General features: G+C 43.3%; 22 protein-coding genes and 1 tRNA gene. 15 read left to right on the top strand and 8 right to left on the bottom strand.

The window, feature by feature from the left end; genetic code table 11:
- The first annotated feature begins 223 nt into the window (after positions 1 to 223).
- The 4 genes from RE469_01310 (at position 224) to RE469_01295 (ending at position 3,246) form a co-directional block, all read left to right on the top strand.
- Positions 224 to 592 carry a heavy metal-binding domain-containing protein gene (locus RE469_01310; protein ID WMT44851.1) on the top strand — a complete coding sequence of 123 codons (369 nt, stop codon included), beginning with the start codon at positions 224 to 226 and terminating at the stop codon, positions 590 to 592.
- 7 nt (positions 593 to 599) lie between these two features.
- Positions 600 to 1,301, top strand: coding sequence for a hypothetical protein (locus tag RE469_01305; protein WMT44850.1), 702 nt, complete (start codon positions 600 to 602; stop codon positions 1,299 to 1,301).
- On the top strand, positions 1,301 to 2,503 hold the full coding sequence (locus tag RE469_01300) for a radical SAM protein (protein ID WMT44849.1): 1,203 nt from the start codon (positions 1,301 to 1,303) through the stop codon (positions 2,501 to 2,503). The genes RE469_01305 and RE469_01300 overlap by 1 nt, the downstream gene beginning before the upstream one ends.
- A gap of 122 nt (positions 2,504 to 2,625) precedes the next feature.
- Positions 2,626 to 3,246 carry a hypothetical protein gene (locus RE469_01295; GenBank protein ID WMT44848.1) on the top strand — a complete coding sequence of 207 codons (621 nt, stop codon included), beginning with the start codon at positions 2,626 to 2,628 and terminating at the stop codon, positions 3,244 to 3,246.
- A gap of 109 nt (positions 3,247 to 3,355) precedes the next feature.
- Here RE469_01295 and RE469_01290 read toward each other — a convergent pair whose 3' ends face one another.
- On the bottom strand, positions 3,356 to 4,744 hold the full coding sequence (locus RE469_01290; protein ID WMT44847.1) for a hypothetical protein: 1,389 nt from the start codon (positions 4,742 to 4,744) through the stop codon (positions 3,356 to 3,358).
- Between the two features lie 47 nt (positions 4,745 to 4,791).
- On the opposite strand from RE469_01290, the gene RE469_01285 reads away from it, so the two are divergent.
- Complete coding sequence (locus RE469_01285; protein ID WMT44846.1) at positions 4,792 to 5,028, top strand: hypothetical protein; 237 nt, start codon at positions 4,792 to 4,794, stop codon at positions 5,026 to 5,028.
- Here RE469_01285 and RE469_01280 read toward each other — a convergent pair.
- Positions 5,021 to 6,373, bottom strand: coding sequence for a right-handed parallel beta-helix repeat-containing protein (locus RE469_01280; GenBank protein ID WMT44845.1), 1,353 nt, complete (start codon positions 6,371 to 6,373; stop codon positions 5,021 to 5,023). The genes RE469_01285 and RE469_01280 overlap by 8 nt on opposite strands.
- 173 nt (positions 6,374 to 6,546) lie before the next feature.
- Positions 6,547 to 7,044, bottom strand: a complete 498-nt coding sequence (locus RE469_01275) for a GNAT family N-acetyltransferase (GenBank protein ID WMT44844.1) — start codon at positions 7,042 to 7,044, stop codon at positions 6,547 to 6,549.
- A 270-nt stretch (positions 7,045 to 7,314) separates the two neighbouring features.
- Here RE469_01275 and RE469_01270 point away from each other — a divergent pair, with 270 nt between their 5' ends.
- From RE469_01270 to RE469_01255, 4 genes are all read left to right on the top strand, one after another.
- Positions 7,315 to 8,538 carry an FAD-dependent oxidoreductase gene (locus RE469_01270; GenBank protein WMT44843.1) on the top strand — a complete coding sequence of 408 codons (1,224 nt, stop codon included), beginning with the start codon at positions 7,315 to 7,317 and terminating at the stop codon, positions 8,536 to 8,538.
- A 1,225-nt stretch (positions 8,539 to 9,763) separates the two neighbouring features.
- Positions 9,764 to 9,976 (top strand): ATP-binding cassette domain-containing protein, encoded by a 213-nt coding sequence (locus RE469_01265; GenBank protein WMT44842.1) that lies wholly within the window; start codon positions 9,764 to 9,766, stop codon positions 9,974 to 9,976.
- A 22-nt stretch (positions 9,977 to 9,998) separates the two neighbouring features.
- The gene (locus RE469_01260; GenBank protein ID WMT45666.1) at positions 9,999 to 10,628 is read left to right on the top strand and encodes an ABC transporter ATP-binding protein; all 630 of its coding nucleotides are present in this window, start codon (positions 9,999 to 10,001) and stop codon (positions 10,626 to 10,628) included.
- 128 nt (positions 10,629 to 10,756) lie between these two features.
- Positions 10,757 to 11,368 (top strand): ABC transporter permease subunit, encoded by a 612-nt coding sequence (locus RE469_01255; protein WMT44841.1) that lies wholly within the window; start codon positions 10,757 to 10,759, stop codon positions 11,366 to 11,368.
- Between the two features lie 163 nt (positions 11,369 to 11,531).
- Here the strand turns inward: RE469_01255 and RE469_01250 are convergent, their stop codons facing one another.
- The 4 genes from RE469_01250 to RE469_01235 form a co-directional block, all read right to left on the bottom strand.
- On the bottom strand, positions 11,532 to 11,957 hold the full coding sequence (locus tag RE469_01250; protein ID WMT44840.1) for a type II toxin-antitoxin system VapC family toxin: 426 nt from the start codon (positions 11,955 to 11,957) through the stop codon (positions 11,532 to 11,534).
- A 4-nt stretch (positions 11,958 to 11,961) separates the two neighbouring features.
- Positions 11,962 to 12,186, bottom strand: a complete 225-nt coding sequence (locus RE469_01245; protein ID WMT44839.1) for a type II toxin-antitoxin system CcdA family antitoxin — start codon at positions 12,184 to 12,186, stop codon at positions 11,962 to 11,964.
- A gap of 795 nt (positions 12,187 to 12,981) precedes the next feature.
- Positions 12,982 to 13,203: a type II toxin-antitoxin system HicA family toxin gene (locus RE469_01240; protein WMT44838.1), complete on the bottom strand. Its 222-nt coding sequence runs from the start codon at positions 13,201 to 13,203 to the stop codon at positions 12,982 to 12,984.
- A complete protein-coding gene (locus RE469_01235) occupies positions 13,196 to 13,405 on the bottom strand; it encodes a type II toxin-antitoxin system HicB family antitoxin (GenBank protein WMT44837.1) in 210 nt (69 codons plus the stop codon). Before RE469_01235 ends, RE469_01240 begins: the two co-directional genes overlap by 8 nt.
- 292 nt (positions 13,406 to 13,697) lie before the next feature.
- Between RE469_01235 and RE469_01230 the strand changes: the two genes are divergently transcribed.
- On the top strand, positions 13,698 to 14,249 hold the full coding sequence (locus tag RE469_01230) for a 2'-5' RNA ligase family protein (GenBank protein ID WMT45665.1): 552 nt from the start codon (positions 13,698 to 13,700) through the stop codon (positions 14,247 to 14,249).
- 76 nt (positions 14,250 to 14,325) lie between these two features.
- Here RE469_01230 and RE469_01225 read toward each other — a convergent pair.
- Positions 14,326 to 14,397 (bottom strand) — tRNA-Cys (locus tag RE469_01225).
- A 110-nt stretch (positions 14,398 to 14,507) separates the two neighbouring features.
- Between RE469_01225 and RE469_01220 the strand changes: the two genes are divergently transcribed.
- The 5 genes from RE469_01220 (at position 14,508) to RE469_01200 (ending at position 19,008) form a co-directional block, all read left to right on the top strand.
- Positions 14,508 to 15,056, top strand: a complete 549-nt coding sequence (locus RE469_01220) for a DUF309 domain-containing protein (GenBank protein WMT44836.1) — start codon at positions 14,508 to 14,510, stop codon at positions 15,054 to 15,056.
- A gap of 107 nt (positions 15,057 to 15,163) precedes the next feature.
- The gene (gene asnS / locus RE469_01215; protein WMT44835.1) at positions 15,164 to 16,453 is read left to right on the top strand and encodes an asparagine--tRNA ligase; all 1,290 of its coding nucleotides are present in this window, start codon (positions 15,164 to 15,166) and stop codon (positions 16,451 to 16,453) included.
- A gap of 22 nt (positions 16,454 to 16,475) precedes the next feature.
- Positions 16,476 to 17,498: a uroporphyrinogen decarboxylase gene (hemE, locus tag RE469_01210; protein WMT44834.1), complete on the top strand. Its 1,023-nt coding sequence runs from the start codon at positions 16,476 to 16,478 to the stop codon at positions 17,496 to 17,498.
- A gap of 92 nt (positions 17,499 to 17,590) precedes the next feature.
- Positions 17,591 to 17,980: a hypothetical protein gene (locus tag RE469_01205; GenBank protein ID WMT44833.1), complete on the top strand. Its 390-nt coding sequence runs from the start codon at positions 17,591 to 17,593 to the stop codon at positions 17,978 to 17,980.
- A gap of 146 nt (positions 17,981 to 18,126) precedes the next feature.
- Positions 18,127 to 19,008, top strand: coding sequence for a ferrochelatase (locus tag RE469_01200; GenBank protein WMT44832.1), 882 nt, complete (start codon positions 18,127 to 18,129; stop codon positions 19,006 to 19,008).

The following is a 19,008-nucleotide window of genomic DNA, read 5'->3' as shown; positions in this document are numbered from 1 at the left end:
CCCTGCAGCCCACCCGGACAGGTGCAGAAGAAAGAATCACACATAAATATGGGGCTGCAGCCCCATGCTGCTGTTTCAACAAAGTGTGATGTTCCAGCAGCATGCAGCAATATGCCGGCATTATCCGCCTGGCATTAATCTCAAGTACCTGAGATCAAAATTTTAATACATCCACGTGCTGTTAGGTGTGTTCTAATTTATATTGGAACGGAATGTGATTGTGATGGATGGAAACAGCAATGTGGTGATGGTTACAACCAACTATATTCCGGGAAAGAAGATCACGAAGGTTATAGGCACAACCTGGGGCATAACCGTAAGGAGCCGCGGACTGGGCGGAAACATTGTTGCTGGATTGAGGTCGCTGGCCGGTGGAGAAATAAAGGAATATTCAAAAATGCTTTCGGATGCCAGGAATACTGCCATGGAAAGGCTCAGGGACGCAGCGGAACAGGTGGGTGCAAATGCGGTCATTGAGATGAGGTTTGATTCATCAGACATAGGCCAGGTCATGACTGAAATTGTTGCCTATGGTACCGCCGTAGTGGTTGCAGACGTTACGTCCGATGTCCAGAGGGTAGGCCTTTCCTAGGCGCAGAATGATAGATACACAGAAACCAGCAGAACGTACCAGCGGAAAGGAGGCTCTCATAGCCGTGGGCCTCGGCATAGTATTCATGGCAGTGGCACTCTTCGTTCAGGCCATTGTGCAGGAAATTCCGGAGTACATCTACCTTGGTCTGCATGGGTTCAGCATTTCGCTTCTCGTCAGCGGTTACAGCACGTTTGAATTCCAGCACCCACTGGAATTTGGACTTTATCTGGGACTGGTTGCAGCAACGATGCAGGAAGTGGCTGCCTATGTTGCAGTTGACACAAGGACGAAGCAGTACGCATTCTATATCGGCCTTGGATTTTCAGTTGTAGACATAATAGTCCTGATGTTTGACACACTGCCTGTCATCGGAAGAATTACACGGTTCCCTGCACTTCTAATTGTTCTGAATGTTATAGCTTCAATTCTCTTCCATCCTGGAACGGCCACCTTTATGAAATGGGGAAGGATTGCCGGATTTGGGAAAGGAACACTGGGAATATCCATATTCCTTCATGCTGTCATTGATGGAGGTGTTGCATTCCTGGATCTCTGGATACCCTTTCACCCGTCGCTGTATGTGAGGGACAGCAGTATATACTGGGCAATTGCCATGACAATTTCAGCCGGAATTTTCATAGTCGGACTGAAAAAATTAAGAAATGTTGAAGAATCAGTGGAACGGGAAAAACCGGTTGTCTTCTGATGGCGGATTCCCGCGGAGACTATTGGCGGGTTGATGGCATGAATGATATTGCGTGGAAGATTGATCATGGTGTTTTCAGCATAGGGCAGGTTAGCGGAGACGTTCTGACATTCGATCTGGGAGGGAGGATCATATTTGCCACAATATCTGGAAGGAGCTACAGACGAACAATAATGAACCGGTTCATTGAAATCATTGCGGTAAATGGAGTAAGAACAACCAGAGAACTGGAATATGGTGAGGCGCAGGAAATTGCAAACGTTATTTATAGCAGGCTCGGCACACTTGCTTCGGATGCAGGATTGTCGGGGAATGATGAGCCAGGTCTGAGCTGGATGGGAAAGAGAGACTGGGAATGGCTGGTTTCCGATGCGGGAAAACTCAGTGAAATATATGGCGGAGGAATACCGGTCATACCGCCTGACCAGTATTTTGCCTTATACATAAGATATACACGAGGGTGCTCATGGAATAAATGCAGTTTCTGCCGCCTCTACACCGGAATAAACTATGCCGTAGGTTCTGTGAGCTCTGTCCTCTCCCATGTTAATGAGCTGCGGGCAGTTCTGGGGAAGGGCTTAGATTCCAGACGGACAGTTTTCCTTGGCGATGCAAACGCAATAAATACCCGAACATCGGAAGTTGTAAAGGTCATCACAGCCTTGCGTGAAACTCTCGGCCTGCCGGTATATGCATTTTCGGATGCATTCACGACCCCGCTGAGCAAGAGCGAAAGTGACTACAGTCAGATGCATTCTGCTGGCCTGAAGAGGGTTTACATAGGCGTTGAATCAGGCAGCAGAAGAGTACTGGATATTCTGAACAAGCCAATGAATCTGGACACGGCACTTGCGGAAATGAGGCAGATGAAGGCTGCCGGAATTGACCTTGGCGTCATAATAATGGCAGGAGCTGGCGGCAGGGCACTGGCAGAGGATCATATAAGAGACACTTCCGATTTTGTTGCTGAACTTCCCCTGAGCCGGGGCGATGTTGTATATATCTCACCCTTGGTGGAATACAGGGATTCACCATACTATGATACTGTCACGAAGGAAAGACTCGGGATTCTTTCAGCACCGGAAAAGTTGGCTCAGGCACAGATATTGAAGGATCGTATTCTAAGCCTGTGGAAAGAGAGGAATTCATCACCTCCCAATTTTCCGGTGGCGCCTTATCTCCTGGCAGAATCCATCTACTGAGACTTAAGGGCAACCCCAAATCTCACCATGAATATTACAGAATCCTGTACGCATTTGCATAGAGCATGACTCTACTGTTCAGATCAAAGACAAATTATTACACTAATTTGGAATACATCTTTATGGTAGATCTGGAAGCTATTAAGAAACAGGTTGTGGCATGGTTTTCGGATGGAACTGAAGATTCCAAGACCCTCATAGATCTCCCGTGGAAGATGAAATGGGACCAATGGCACCTTGTCCTCGAGAACGAGAAGATACCATTTGCATTTCTCATTGGATTTCACCCGGAGGCCTTGCACATCACCGTGAGAACCGGAATCGAGACAGCGGTGCTGGAGAATCAGGACAGGCTCTCAATATATCGTGTGCTATTGATACTTAACCAGAGGCTTGACATAGCTAAGTTCATGGTATTCGGCATAAATGAGGAGGTTATTGCGAGGGTTGATCTCGCCACGGATTCCCTGACAAAGGATCAGATGAATCTGGCCCTGAACGTGCTTCTTTCAGCGCTTTACCTCATGGTGCACACCCTTCACCTTGAAGAGGAATTCAATAAGCAGGTCAGCGACAGAATGGTGATGATGATCCAGGATCTTGTTGCGCAGGGAAAGAGCCGTGCCGAGATTCTTGAATTCCTGACCAAGAACCTGGGGATCAATCCACAGGATGCCGGAAGAATTCTTAACGAAATAATCAGCCAGGGCGATATTAAAGGTTCAGAATCGATGTATGGATGATATCAGCGGATTTCCCTATAAATCACTCCTTTTTTGTTGCGGGATCAAGACAAAACATGGATACCTGTCTGAAGCTGCCATGATAAAATGACATTTTTCTGGCAATATATTATGTAGGTTCCCTCATGCCCGAATCGATATATGGGGTAACATGTACTGCCGTGGAGGATTCAGAGTTAAGTGAAATGTTGGTGCCAAGCCATACAAAGGGCAGTGAAATGCCCCAGATAACCAGTGAGAATTCTATCTGCTCAGCCATTCCAAAGTATGGCCATATGACATGCAGGGCAATCACGCTGATATAGAAAACAACAATGGCAAGGGTGCTTATCATCATTGTAAGGTACTGGAAATAGAGCAATCTGTGCCTTGTGTTGATATTCTGGAAAAGCAATCCCGCCAATGCACCTGAAATCAATGAAGTGAAACCCATCATTACAAAATACGACACTAGTGTCACAGAATCTGTGGTAAGAGCAGGGATATACCATATGAACATCAGAAGAGTTGATACAGCGATTATGATATATTCAATGTACGCAGGTATATTGATCCTGAAGCCAAGAATCTGTGCTATGGCATGATAGAAAAGTATGCCGTACACAAACATGGAAATATTGATTGCAGAAAAGACCGTGAGGTTCCTGAAATACCCAAGATAAACGCTGGTTACTATGAAGAGAATCTCCAGGGGGAGGAAAACAGCAACTATGGCAGTGAAATAGCTCTTTGAAGGCATTGCCCATATGCGGTCCAGGATTCTTACTTTTCTGCCCTTCATGAAATATCTGGATAGAAGCAGGTTGGTCATCAGAACCAGGATTATGCTCAGGGATATCAGTGGAATAACGGCAGAAAGGAGAACTGTGGCCACTATGGACGGAAACGATGCTGTTATGCCTTCGCACTGGCAGCTTAAAACTGTCAAGGCGCTGTTGAAGTTTTTCCCTATTCCCGCAATACGCCTTGTCGAAGCATACCTTACAATGAGGTGATAATTCTCGGTCAGTACGGCTGCAAGGCCGGTGAACATAACTATTATGGGGATGCTAACTGTAATAACAAGAAATCTGCTGTATATGACTATACCATTATAGAAGAGGAATGGAACACCCAGAGGATTTTCATCATCATATATTGATCCGAAAGCCATGGTGAACTCTGCAGGGTTGTTGTAAAATCTGAGTGCACCACCAAGAATCAGCATAAAGATTGACACGGACACAAACATTGCAATCCTGGAAATCTTTGATTTCCGGGGCATGTTTATCCTTAAGGCAAGCATAACCGAAAGGGCCAGTGAAATCAGGGGAAAGATGAAAAGGCTGAAATCCGGAAGAACAGCAACTGCCATGTAGGCATAGGCCACTACAAGTGCCCCAACAAGATACGCCTGTACTGTGGGATGCCTGCCCAGTAATGCGTTGAGCAGAACTATTGCTGCGATTCCAGCAAATGGCTGGTAGAGCATTGGATCAAGAATCGGATCTGTAAACACTGTTCCTTGGCGCGTTCCAAGAAAATACATGAGTAAAATCGACAGGAGTGAAAGAAATCCATAAATCGAATTGGGGAAAATGTTGTTCCAGGATAATTTCAGGATCTCACTTCTTTCCTGCTGATCTAGCATTCCCACCTTTTGGCTCATTCTCAATTGAATCAAATATTTTACTATACAGAGACATGCAGTTACTCGTTTATTTTATTGAAAAAGTCCTTCCAGCTCCACAAATGTTAATTTTATTAAAAGTTGGGGCAGTTTTAAACGGCCCCTTCACCTGAAGATAAAGCTCTCCAGTGACCTGCTTGGGAAACTGAATAAACCAGAAAAAATCATACCAAAACCAAACTCTCTCTGATTTACGAATGGATGATGGGATACCGGAAGAACAGATACGTTACCAGAATATCCATTGAATCCATTCAAAGCAGGAAGGAAATGTGGACCCCAATAATTGTTGCTCGCATTCAACATACCAGTTCCGGCGTTGTTAGCCACTCCAATGCCATTCCCAATAATGTTGTTCTGGAAAAACACAAAGCCTTCACCAAGAGAAAGGCCTGAGTATGGGGTACCAGTCTGCGATATGCCTAAACCCTCATAACTGTATTTCAGGGTATTTCCGGTCATAATTATATTCTCCTGGTCAGGATTGAATATTGCGATTCCTGCATCCTTTCCTACAGTAGTCCCGCCCATCCCGGCTGATATCACCGTATTGTCAATAACCCTCACATTAAATCCAAAGGCTATCTGTATACCTTCCTGCTGCACATCCCGGACGATATTTCCATATACTAGGTTATTTCCCTCATTGCCCTGTTTGCTCCCAGTCAGTATAATGCCTGCATAATCTGTATTCATCACAACATTATTCGAAATTGTGCTGTTCTGAAGATTACCCAGCCATATTCCAGAGGCGTAATACAGATTGGATGTACTGACATTATTGATATAGTTTCCAGAAACATTAATGAAATTGTCCAGAGGGAATTTGTAACTGAAAGGTTCTGTTGTTCCCAGCGGGTTGGCGTGGTATCCAATGGGTTCAACGTACATATTTGTGAAACTGTTGTCCACTATATTGAGGTATGCCCCTCCAGTTCCAGGAACCTGTATTCCGGCGCCATGAAAATTGAATCCCATTATGGTAACATTTGTCACAGGGCTTCCAGTATAGGTATTAGGGGCTGAAGAACCTCCTAGCTGGAAATATGCAGAGGCTCTTCCATTCAGGTTTATTTCACTGGGAACTGCAGTCAGGTACACGTGGCTTGAAATGTAATTTCCAGAGAAAGACCTGATAGTTAGCGCCTTAGTTATTATTATCGGCTGGCTTGTCACATAAGTGCCAGGAGCCACAATTATCGTAGAACCTGAAGGTACAGCGCTAACTGCATGGGAAATGTTTCCAAAAGCCTGGGATAATGATAGCCCGCTGTTTGAATTATTTCCAGAGGTTGACACATAATATCTGACTGACTGCTGAATGTCAAACGGGTGAATTTGCCCATTCGAAGCCATAATAGGGGTATTGCTTCCGCTGCCGGAGTTTGCATTGCTGGTGAAAGCTGCACCATTGATAGCAAGCATAGATATGACCACTGCAGAAAGAACAGCAATCACTAATATTTTCGAGTGTATATTATTCATATCAAATTATACCGTTACAAGATATAAGAATATTTGGTCAGATATGCCTGAGTATTTTGTAATGGCGTATAATGTTAGTTTCAGATCTGATTTAAGTATGATTTTTGCTAGGCGACCACAGAGGATGTTTTCAACCTCTTTCCGTCTTAAGGGTCTACATTTCCCAGGTCCTTTTTCATTATGATGTTTGTTGCATAGTATCCAAGCGATTCATACATGGATATTGCCGGCCTGTTGTGCCCAAACACGTGCAGGCTTATGCTGTTTGATCCCCTTTCCTTTGCCATTTTTTCAAGGAGCTTCAGTGCTAATGTTCCGTAACCTCTTCTTCTGAATTTTTCGTGTATTATTACGTCCCAGATATACGATGAGTTATGTTCCTTGTTTTTCCATTCAACCCACAGGGTCCCCACACCTGTTTTGCTTTCTGCATCAGTGATGGTCAATATTGAATGGCCTGAGGTATCCTTCCCATCCGGCAAGAGCCCCATAAATGACTTTCTGGATAAATCGTAAGCTTCACTTTCGACCCAGTTTCCTGACTTTATTTTTTCCCGGGCATACTCACTTATCTGTAAGTCCAGAAATGCTTTGAAATCTTCATCGGATATGGGCAATAAATCAACTGTCGTTTTATCTGCCATAACTTCTCAACCCGCAGTTTCTTATAAGGGTTGCCTAAATATGCACTCTGTTGATCAACTGCCCTCAAAAACCTCCATATGAGCTATTCATCTCTGGATTTCCTTTCAAATTACCTTTAATCCGGAGATCTTGCCTCCACCTAATGCGGATCAATGTTTCCATTATATTTCTTGCACTAACCCAGAATAATGGATTTTGGAGTAATCAACTGATTATTGACAATGTCATAAACTAAAAGATAATATGTATCATTCATTTAATTGAACAAAATGAAAAAAATAGTAATTGTTGGAGGAGGCTTTGCAGGCCTCAGGGTTCTTTACAGGCTCAGAAAAGTTCTTGGAACTACTGTGGACATTACGCTAATTGACCGATCTGAATTCAGTATCGAAAAACCCTCTCTGCCGGAGGTTGCGTTTGCAGGGAAGGAACCTTCAAAGGTTCGGATTCCGTTAAAACAGACAGTGGAAAGGAAATGGTCAAAATTTGTAATGGATAATGTCGCAAATATTGATCCTGTGAATAAGGTTGTTATTACAGACGGTGGATCCAGAATAAACTATGACATTCTTCTTATAGCCACAGGCGCAGTGAAAGATTATGATTCAATCATGGGGTTTAGAAATAATGGCTTCTCTATCTGTGATGATTTCCAGGCTGAACGCCTGGCGAAGCGGTTAGAAAGTTTTGAAGGTGGTAAGATTGTAATAGGGTCAGCACGTACAGAGTGGGACAGGGAAAGCACAACCATAAAACTGGACGCCCCCTGTGAGGGTCCAATTGGCGAAGTTATGTTCATGATGGATACCTATCTGCGTGAAAGAGGGATCAGGGAAAAGTCAAGTATAACAGTATTTACACCAGGATCAGTATTCTTCGATGACGTAGGGGAGAGCATACATGCTGAGCTTGGTCCATTCATGAAGGCACACAATATTTCTGTTCTTACAAATAAGATACTCACTGGCATTGATGAACACTCAGTTCATTTTAATGATGGGATCGATCTTGAAAGCGATCTGTCCATTATTATCCCTCCCTACAGGGGCCCAGATGTTATAACTTCCTCCAGCCTGGGAGATAGCCGTGGATTCATAAAAACAGATGGTGAGATGCGACATAAAATCTACAGGGATATTTTTGTGGTTGGAGACGTAAATGCAGATTCAATGCCAAAATTGGGTCATATAGCCATTATGCAAGCAGACGTTGCAGCAGCCGCAATAATCAAGGAGATGACAAATCATGGAGAAGTGCCGAAAGCCAAACCTGAGATTTTCTGCATAATGAATCGGGGAAGTGACGGGGCTACTGTTATACTTTCAGATACACTGTTTGGAGGGCATCGGGATATTGCATACAGCGGGAGACTGGCATCTACCTTTAAATGGGGATTTGATTCATATTACTTTTACACACACGGACATATGCCACCGGAAATATTCCAGGAGCCTGTGGAGTGGCTTGTGAAACTTCTGAAGACAAATGAATGAAAAATTCTACGGCCGGACAAATCTATTTTTTAATAGGCAAAATCATTTTAGGATTAGCTCATTTTAATTCGTAATTTTCAAAAGTTTAAGCTTGGGCCCCTAACCCCTGTTAATAAGCATCGGTTGAAGATTGTTATCCGCCTGAGACATTTACTGAACGGAAGATGGATATCCATACACAAGTGTCTGCTAATCATAACATTGAAGCAACGGCCAGCTGTCCAAGCAATCAGGGTAGAAGGTACTCTGTTATTGCGGCTGCCAGGTTTTTTCTGGCCCAAGACAGGAAAAAATTGACCCGTAATTTCGGGAGATATAAATTTGTGAGATCTGTCCATGCACCAAAATATTCGAAGTAACATGGAAGCAATATTCACGGCATAGTCGCACATCTTTGTCCGAAGTCATCCCATTGGCGAATAATCATATTGTGCGCAAGGTTTTCTATCAGTGTGGCCAACATGAACTCTAAACGTGCGGAAGATGTTGCGCACTTAAGGTGCCAGAATAAATCGGTAAAATATATCAGCAAAAAACTTTCAATAAAAAGAGATGACATAGAAAGAATGATAGCCCAATGGATTATTGACACTGATTATTATATAGAGCATGCAGTGTCTGGGCATAAAATAGATAAGAATCCAGACGCGAATTCTGTTTTGGAAGCTATGAACTCAAGCTCCACTATCATTCCCCTGCAAGGTGAGATTCTGGACTACGTGGCATTACATCGCTCAAATCACCATGATCGCATAATGGATTGCATACGATTCCACCTTCTAAAAGCAATCAAAAGTACAACGTAATCAGCGAAAGCTGACTTGAACCCTCAGTGGACCTTTCTGCTTAAAAAGCCGCAGTTAAAATTCCCAATAGTATGAGAGTAAATAGATGGGAAGAAATCAATTATATCTTGGATAGCCGCATCATTCACAAAGCGTGACGAATGGCTGGGAACAAATGTATTCACTCGAAAGTTTGGGGTCCAGAATATAAAAAGAGTAACAATCATGCAAACAGAAGATGGAACTATCCAGTCTAGTTGCAGAGATTGGTGTTTAGATTTTTCTTATCATTACTATCATGCTATTTTTCGTAGCCAATTCTGATAATATTGCATCTAGGAAAAGAATATACTGGCTCTGTAAATAAAGTCCTTGACCTACAGGTGATAGACGCTGACTGACGTACGAAAACCTTTGGGAAATTCATTGCCGTTGACGGATTGACTTTTCAAATGAAAGATGGTGAGATTTTCGGCCTCTTAGGCCCGAACGGTGCTGGGAAAGCGATTACAATAAGGATGCTTGCATGCCTCATCTCCAGGACGAGCTGGGACGCAAGAATTGATAACTTTTCCATAAGCCGTAGAGAAGATTCGATGAAGATAAGAAGAATTATAGGTCTGGTGGCCGAGAACGTTGGCCTTTACGAGTAACTCAGTGCATATAAGAACATAGATTTTTTACGGAAAACTTTACGGAATCCCAGAAGACCAGCTTAAGGAAAATTTAAAGCACCTTCGGGACGAACTTGGCCTCTGGGATGTTAGAGGCAGGCCAGTTGCAACATTCTCAAAAGGAATGAAACAGAAGGTTGCGATTGCCAGAGCTCTTTCGCATGATCCCAAGGTTCTCTTCATGGGCGAACCTACGGCAAACCTAGACCCGGGAGCAGCCAATGTGGTGCGGGACTCTATCTTGAACATGAAAAGGGAAGGAAAGACAACAATCGTTAACACACATAATCTGGACGAAGCTCAGAGGATCTGTGATACTATAGGAATACTGAAAACAAAACTCATAACCATAGGATCACCTGAACATTTAAAGGACTCGTTGCGAAGGGACAAAACGTTTATAGAGTTAGAGGAAGTGAATGACAGAATCGTTTCAGCAATAAAGGCTGTTTCATCTGCTCAGTTTGAGATCGACGGGAAAAGATCGATCCTAGATTTTAGGAACCCCCTTGTTGAAAATCCAGTCTTGATCAAGGCGATAACATCTGTTGGAGGCAACGTGGTTGCAGTGAACCAACTTTCCCCCACAATGGAAGAAGTTTACCTCAAGGCCGTGAGGGAAGAAATATGAGCTTCCGGAATGCATGGATAATCACTCAGAAGGAGTTTTCCAGAATACGACTGAAGAAGATCCCGATTTATTTTTACTTAGTTCTTCCTCTCGCATTGGCGATTTGACTTCCTCTGTTGGTTTGGCATGTGATAAATGGTGCTTCCATAAACGCTACTGACATATATTACATATCGGGACTACCGAATGCGTTTGAGTTCTTCTTTGCGACTATTGCTGTGATACTATCTTCATATACTGCAGCTTACAGCATAGTTGGTGAAAAAATACAGAAAAGTCTTGAACCACTGCTATCCACACCAGTCTCTGACGGGGAAATTATTCTCGGCAAGGCTATTTCCGCTTTCATTCCTTCATTCACGGCAGTATTGTTGGCAAACTCAATTTACATGGCCTTGATTGATAGGGTTACTTACCATCTCCTGGGTTATTCTCATTATCCGAACTTGTCAGCAGCCATCGTACTCCTTCTTCTGGTACCCCTTGGTATAATCATCTCCATAGAAGTTAGCACGATGTCTTCAGCGAGAGTCAATGATCCTAGAAGCGCTCATCAGCTATCCATGGTTGGCTCCATTCCATTCTTTATCGTCTATATTTTGACAGAGATCAGTGTGATTTCCCTCACGAACACGACCCTGCTGATTATATCTGGCATTGTAGCGGCGGTTGATGTGCTTATGTATCCCATAGTGATAAAGACGTTCAGTAGAGAAATGATTCTAACAAACTGGAAGTGAAAAAAGTACGAATTCATTTTCTCTATATAGTGCAGATTATACATTTCGCAATTGGTAAAGGATAAGTAGGAAGTCGATTATTTAATTAAGCGGATACCGAGAACGTGCAAAGTATTGTATTTTCAATGCTGGTTTTTCCCTGACTCTAGTAATGCGTAGGTCTTCAATTGAAAACCTCTTGTACTTTCTTGACCTCCAAACCCAGCTTCTTGGCTTCCCGATACATTTCCTTGTCGTCGGTCAACAAAGCCATCTGATGAAATTTGCTGTAGAAAACATACGATGAATCATAAAAAGTGAGTCCGGTTGATAGTGAAAGTTTCATTATTTCCGTTATATCTAAAGCGTTAAGTCTAATCACTCTGATATTGGCAATTACTTTCTGGATTTCTTTTGTCAAATCTAGTATGATCTCTCTTTCGAGCCCCCTTATATGACCATCATTTCCTTTTGTTAGTATGCTACCAATCTCGTAACCAGTTAGGTCCAGCACAGAGGACTCTTTTAGAATTTTATGCACCTTTTCTTCCGAATCCAAGAAGAATAGAGTGAAGAGTGAACTTGAATCCAAAACATAACTCAAAACCACCCTATCACCTTTGATCCCGGTCTTCTCTTAAATCCGCAAGAATTTGGTTACGATCAACGTTCTTTAGCATTCTGTGTATCTTAGAAATACTTTCTAAGAATTCTTTATCGTTTCTTCTCTCAATCTCATTCTTCAATGACTCCCTCATTACCTCCGAGTAATTTATCTTCAACCTCTTAGCTTCTGCCAACGTCTGTTCATCCACACGTATACTTACAAGTTTTGTCATACAATACTGTATGTTATTTCCCATATATATACCTTGTGACCATTTCACTAATTTCTGTGGTTTTAAGTTTCAGAAAAACTGTAGGCAATTATTGGATATAATAGGACAATGACGGAGAATCTTATTCCACATCTTCACTGAAGAGGTCTTAACTAACTTTCTTAATTTCGTAAGTGTCTACAATTTCAACCCCTAGATTATGCTGAAACATTAGGTCAACCATTTTTTCGCCATTTATCGATACTACTTTCTTAGAAATAGAGCCAATCCAACTTGCAGCATATCTGGTGAATGTGGATGTTGTTAATATGACGCCCCTATCGGCAGGTATCTTGGATTCGAATTAATAAAAAGCCTATTCTCAGAAACTGCCATAGGAAGATGTCACCTTAATCCTTATTGTTAGTGTTTATTTTCATATTCTGGAAATATAATCTAGATGAACTTTTGACGTATCGCTGTTACGCTATCTGCCATTTTTGTCAAGGACTGGCCCATTGTCTTTTAAATAAGCCATAATGGTAAAGTGTGATAGAATGGCAACTAAACAATGCAGACACAGAGTCCATGCTATTACTCTATGAGCACCACACTTTTATGCAAATTCCTTCTTCAAAATGAATTACTCGAAACGTTCTGCAGTCACAAAATAAATACTTTTAAAATGTACATACAAATGAGAAGTTTAACTTCTATATGTCAACATTGTTAATATTCAATGACAATTGCACAAGGATAGGTGGTAATTCGATTATTTGATTACGTGGATACCAAACAATATTTCGGCTAACTTCATCATAATAGATTCACAAAATCTTCTACAGTTAGACCGGATTGTTTAATAATTGCTCTTAAGGTTCCCGGCTTCAGTTCTTTATGCAATGGAACAACTATGTTCCTGTATCCATCTTTGCTCTGGATTATAACGTGATCACCTTTTCCTTTTCTTAAAATGAAACCTCTTTTGGAGAGTGCTTTGATTACAACTTCTCCAGATACAACTGGAAGTTTAGGCATCCAGAAGGACTTCCTCGCCAACATCCTGGGGTATAGGTTTTCCGTCTTCTTTTAAAACTTCCAAATATAATTCTATTGCTTCCTTGATATTTTTGAGAGCTTCTTCTCTATTCTCCCCTTCAGAGATGCAACCAGGGAGTGCTGGTACACTCACCGTAAACCCCCCATCTTTCTGTGGTTCAAGTATAACTGTAAATTTCACTAAAATGAATTCAAAACATTGATTTAAGTATTGTGTAAGGGAATAACATGTTGAATTGAATGATTTGATCACCCGTCAGGAGGATTTTCTAGATTTTGAAATTCTTGATTTTGACACAAAACAAAAGTTATTTACGTTGATTTTTCTCGAACAATTCTCTAATGATAGTTTGTTGATCATTTTTATACAAGCAACTCAGGAATAATACGTTGGAAAATATTACTGCCGTTCTTTGAAGATTCGTTGCGATAACTTAGTGAAAATATTAGACATCTATGCGTATCACTTGAGCGTGGAATATTTTATTGCTATCACACCCTCGAAGGAATATGGAGAAATAATAACGCGATTCCAAAGAAGTTGGCCAAATAATGCCTTACCAGATTTTGTGGAGCCCCACATCACTGTTAAATCCCAGGCCGGTCTGAATGAAGATGAATACTGGATAGATTCTATAAAAACAATTTGCAGGAACTTCGCAATGTTTAATTTGTCATTAAAGGGTGTAAAATCCTTTGGAAAATCTGTTGTATATCTTGGTGTAGAATCCGATAGAATTCACGTATTGCACCGGAAGATTGTGGAAGCGATCTCCCCCAATCCTGAAAATAGCAGAAGATACTACGAGCTTGACCTTTATGAGCCACATTTGACATTAGGGTCGAAAGAATTCGGAATGAGTGAAGTTGAACTGTCAGAAATGAAAAAACTTGCAAATAATTGTCTTCACGACTTTCAACCGTTCATTGTAAAGTCGCTAAAAATTTACAAGCTATCTGAAACTAAGTATCAGAAAATTCATGAAATTGATTTAAAGCAAACAGGATCAGATAAGATTTTCTGAATTCAGTCAACGCGAACGTTGTTGGATCAAGTGAATAGACATATTAAGCCTCTTTTTGGTGTTTTACAGCAGTATAAGGATAGGTAGGGAGTTGAACCCTATTAGATGGGATCTGCAGTCCCACGCATGACCGCTCTGCCACCTATCCAGTTTCCCTTTCAGGGAAATCCAGAATATTTATCCACACATTAAATTTGCCATCTTTTCATATTGCAACAACTGCAATGCATTTAAGTTGAAAGGAAATAAAGGAGCGAATTGGTACGGTACTTGATAGTGGTGCAGGCTGAAACAAGCAAGCTGATAGAAAAACTTGAAAGTGCAGGAGCTTTCTATATAATGGCAAGAAACCACACAGATTGCACAGAGATTGATTTCCAGACCAGGGAAGAGATTAATATGGCAAATCTTAGCCTGGAAAATCTTTCTTTCTTTGTTTTTACCCAGCTGATTTCAGATGAAAATAATAAGCCAGCATACAATGAAAAAAGTACGCAAACGGCAATCTTCATAGCAAACTGGCTCATTGGCAAAGAACGATACTGGGAAACCCATGAACTGCTGGAGGACATCTGGCATATTTCACACAGTAACTTCAGGGAGTACTTCCATGGCCTCACCCTGCTGGCCGTCGCCGGTGTCCAGTGGCAAACCAATAGAGAGGATATAGCCAGGTCAACCTATCATCGTGCACTCACAAGGCTCAGAAGCTCTGGAATCAACATGGAATTTGTTGAATCTCTACCTCAGACGTATATCTATCCATTGAAGGTCCGGATCCCGGAAGATATGCACATGGCAGAATAGAAATTATCCAAATTGAGGGAAATCACTCTCATCAACCATCTTGCAATTCTTCCGGATCATTGAGTTCCTTCAGAAAAGTTATTTACAAAGTCTGACATAAAATGCGGATGCAAAGTATAGCACAGACACTCAATGAAAGTCAGTTGGGAAAGGAGGTGACCCTGCACGGCTGGGTCTACAGAATAAGGACCAGCGGCAAGCTTACCTTCATAGTTCTCAGGGATTCAACCGGGATTGTTCAGCTTCTTTCCAGCACCAAGAGCCTCAGTGAAGAACAGCACAAGGAGCTTTCCAACCTGACCGTCGAAAGCAGCCTCGAAGTATCCGGAATAGTGAAGGAAGACAAGCGTGCTGTAACAGGGTACGAGGTGGAGATCAAATCCTACAGAATATATCAGAGGAACGATAGTTTTCCCATTTCAAGGGATCTGGGTGAAGAGTTTCTCCTGGACAACAGGCACCTGTGGCTGAGGAGCCGGGAATTCACGGCTGTTCTCAAGATCAGGTCCACCATATTCAAGGCTTTCAATGATTTTTACTATGGAAACGGATATTACCAGGTCCAGCCTCCAATAATGGTATCCACCGCAACGGAAGGTGGATCAACGCTCTTCAAGGTCCCGTTCTTTGGGGAAGAGGTCAGCCTCACACAGAGTTCCCAGTTCTATCTGGAAGCATTCATTTTCAGTCTGGAGAAGGTATTTACAGTATCTCCAAGTTTCAGGGCAGAGAAATCCAGGACCAGGCGGCATCTCACGGAATACTGGCATGCCGAGGCAGAGGTGGCGTGGATCGGCAATGAGGAAATGATGCAGATCGAAGAGAAAATGATTGAGTATATTGTGGCAAAGGTTGTTGAAGAAAATGAGGAAGAACTCAAGCTTCTCGGCAGAGACATTGATTTCCTCAGGAATATAAAGGCACCATTCCAGAGAATCAGGTATGCTGATTTGATGAAGATGGCACAGGGATGGGGACTCAACCTGAAGTATGGCGATGATCTGGGCGCAGACGAGGAAAGAGACATCATGGTTCATTTCGACAAGCCAGTCTTCGTCACTCATTTCCCGCGTTCGCTGAAAACATTCTATCACATGCCTGATCCAGAAAATCCAGAGGAGATACTTTGCCATGATCTTCTGGCACCAGAGGGGTATGGCGAGATTCTTGGGGGAGGAGAAAGGATCTGGGACCTGAAACAGCTTGAGCAGAGAATGGCCGAGAGCAACCTCGACACCAGGGATTATTACTGGTACCTTGATCTGAGAAGGTACGGCAGTGTGCCGCACTCAGGTTTTGGCCTTGGCCTGGACAGGCTGGCATGGTGGATCATGAAGCAGGAAACCATAAGGGATGCCATACCTTACCCAAGGACAATCAGGAGAACAAGGCCTTGATCATGCAATGGGGTAATTGCAATTGAACAGCTTCCTGTCTGCGCTTAAGGGTGATTCCCACGAGACAATTCCGGTCTGGTATATGAGGCAGGCTGGCAGGTATCTTCCAGGTTACACGGAGATAAGGCGAGGTATGTCCATGAAGGACATGTGCAGGGATGCCGACACAACCATCCGGATTACTCTGGAACCTGTTGACAGGCTTGGAGTGGATGCTGCCATCATATTCTCTGACATAATTCTCCCGGCAGAATCCATGGGATTTGCCATTGATTTTGTTGAAGGTGTTGGGCCGTCCATAAAGAACTCATACGTTTCAGACCCCTCAATGCGTTCAATCAACGAATTCAGTTCCGCTGAATATGGTTATTCGACCTATGAATCAATAAGGCGCATAAAGGCATCAAGATCTTCAGTGCCAGTAATAGGCTTTTCAGGGGGGCCGCTCACAATAGCATCTTATCTGGCAGGAGGACGCCCCGACAGGGATCTGTATCTGACAAAGAAGCTGATTTTCTCTGGCGATCCAGGTTTTCTAAGACTCATGCAGATGGTCACCGACATGGTCATAGAAAATGCACTGTCTCAATGGAAATCCGGGGCCGATGCAATACAGATCTTCGACAGCTGGGCGGGATATCTTTCGCCAAGGCAGCTTTCAATTTATTCAGAAAGGTATCTGGAACAGATAACTTCTGCCATTGGAAATAAGATACCGGTGATTTACTTCAGCACACAGACAGGCTCAATGCATCAGATCCTGTCAACCGCAGGATTCAACTTTCTGAGCCTGGACTGGAGGGTTGAGCTTTCAGAAGTTGGCAGATCCATTGGCAGTGAAGTTGGGCTTCAGGGAAACCTGGATCCTTCCATGGTGGAGAACGCACCTGACCTGGCAATGCGCGAAGGGCTTTCAATAGCCATGTCCATGGCAGATCGTGATAATTACATATTCAACCTTGGCCATGGTGTACTTCCCAACACCAGGCCTGAAACACTGCTGGAACTGACCAGAAAGATCCATGCAGTTGAGCGAAGATTCTGATCCCCTTCCCCCTGATTCATCTGATTCAACAATAATGGAATATCAGCTTCAAAATCAGTAAACCATAAAATAAGAAATTGATATACGCACAGATGGGATTTTTTAAGAAGAATTTCAGCCTAACAAGCAGCAAGAGCCTCAGTGATGTTGCCACAGGTTTTCAACAGTTCCTGCAGAGCCAGGGATGGAAGGTACAGAGCAATGTGCAGGGTGATCAGGGAATTGTGCAGGCGCAAAAGCCCGGTATTCTAAGGGATCTTGTTGCCGCCGACAGGGCACTCACATTCAAGTTTGATGCCACGGCACCCGGCCAGATTCAGGTGGAAGTGGGCGTTGGAAAATTACTGAAGAACCTTGCCATAACCGCAATCGAAACACTCCTTCTTTCAGAGCTGTTTCTGGTGGTGGACATACCCGAGATTCTCTTCACAGAGCATGTTGAGAATGAACTCATAGGGCAGCTGCGGGCAATTGCCCAGTGAAAATTCCGGGGAATTTCCATTTTCTTCGGAAGACTCAGGAGCACAGCGGCTATGGAAATAATGTTTCGGTATATCCAGTATAAGCATCACTTTGGCCGGCTGCAGGCGCACTCTGGCTTGCGGTCATGCCCTGAGGGGAGACTGAATTGATTCACGTAATTCTCATGGCATACGGAAGCCCCACAAGAATGGAGGATGTTCCTGCATATTTGCAGGGCATATATGAGGGAAAACCTGTGCCAGAGTATGCAACAAGAGAAAACACGGAAAAATATGCCATGGTTGGTGGAATATCGCCATCAAACGCAATAGTTGACAGCCTTGTCAGGAAGATCAGTGCAAAACTCTCTCAGGGCGGCGAGATTGACGTGATCCTGGGCAACAAGCACTGGAGTCCATGGCTGGACCAATCAATATCGTCGCTGTCCATCAGCAACACGGATAAAATTGTAGCTTTCCCGCTTTTTCCGTTCCCATCGGGTGGCGTCAAGGGATCGTATCTGGATCCTCTGGAAAAGGCACTGTCCAGAAGGAACCTGAACCCGGAGATCAGATTCATCAACGGCATTCCCTCTGATGTACTGGCAGATATATGGGCACCTCTGGTCAGGAAGAATTACTGGAAAGGCGATGCAGTTCTTTTTGACGCGCACAGCCTTCCATTATTCAGGGAGAAAGAGGATGACTACAATGCTGCCTTCATGTCAGCTTCACGCAGCACTGCAGAGGAAGCGGGCCTTCAGGAGTACTTCGCGGGTTACCAGAGCAGGGGGAAATACGGGAACAGATGGCTGGAGCCGTCAATTTATGAGGTCCTGGAAAATATCATGGCCAAGGGCTACAGATCACTGCTGGCAGTTCCCATAGGCTTCCTGTATGAGCACCTTGAGATCCTGTACGATCTGGATCTGGAGTTCGGGGGAAAGGTTAAGGAAATGGGAATGGATTACCACAGAACAGGCCTTCCAGATGACGGAGACAGCTTGGTCGACAGCGTCTGCAGGCTTGTAATGAATGAGGTGACCTGA

The sequence above is a fragment of the Cuniculiplasma divulgatum genome (assembly GCA_031200235.1).
In the GTDB taxonomy this organism is placed as follows: Archaea; Thermoplasmatota; Thermoplasmata; order Thermoplasmatales; family Thermoplasmataceae; genus UBA509.
This window is presented reverse-complemented; position numbering and strand designations above follow the sequence as displayed.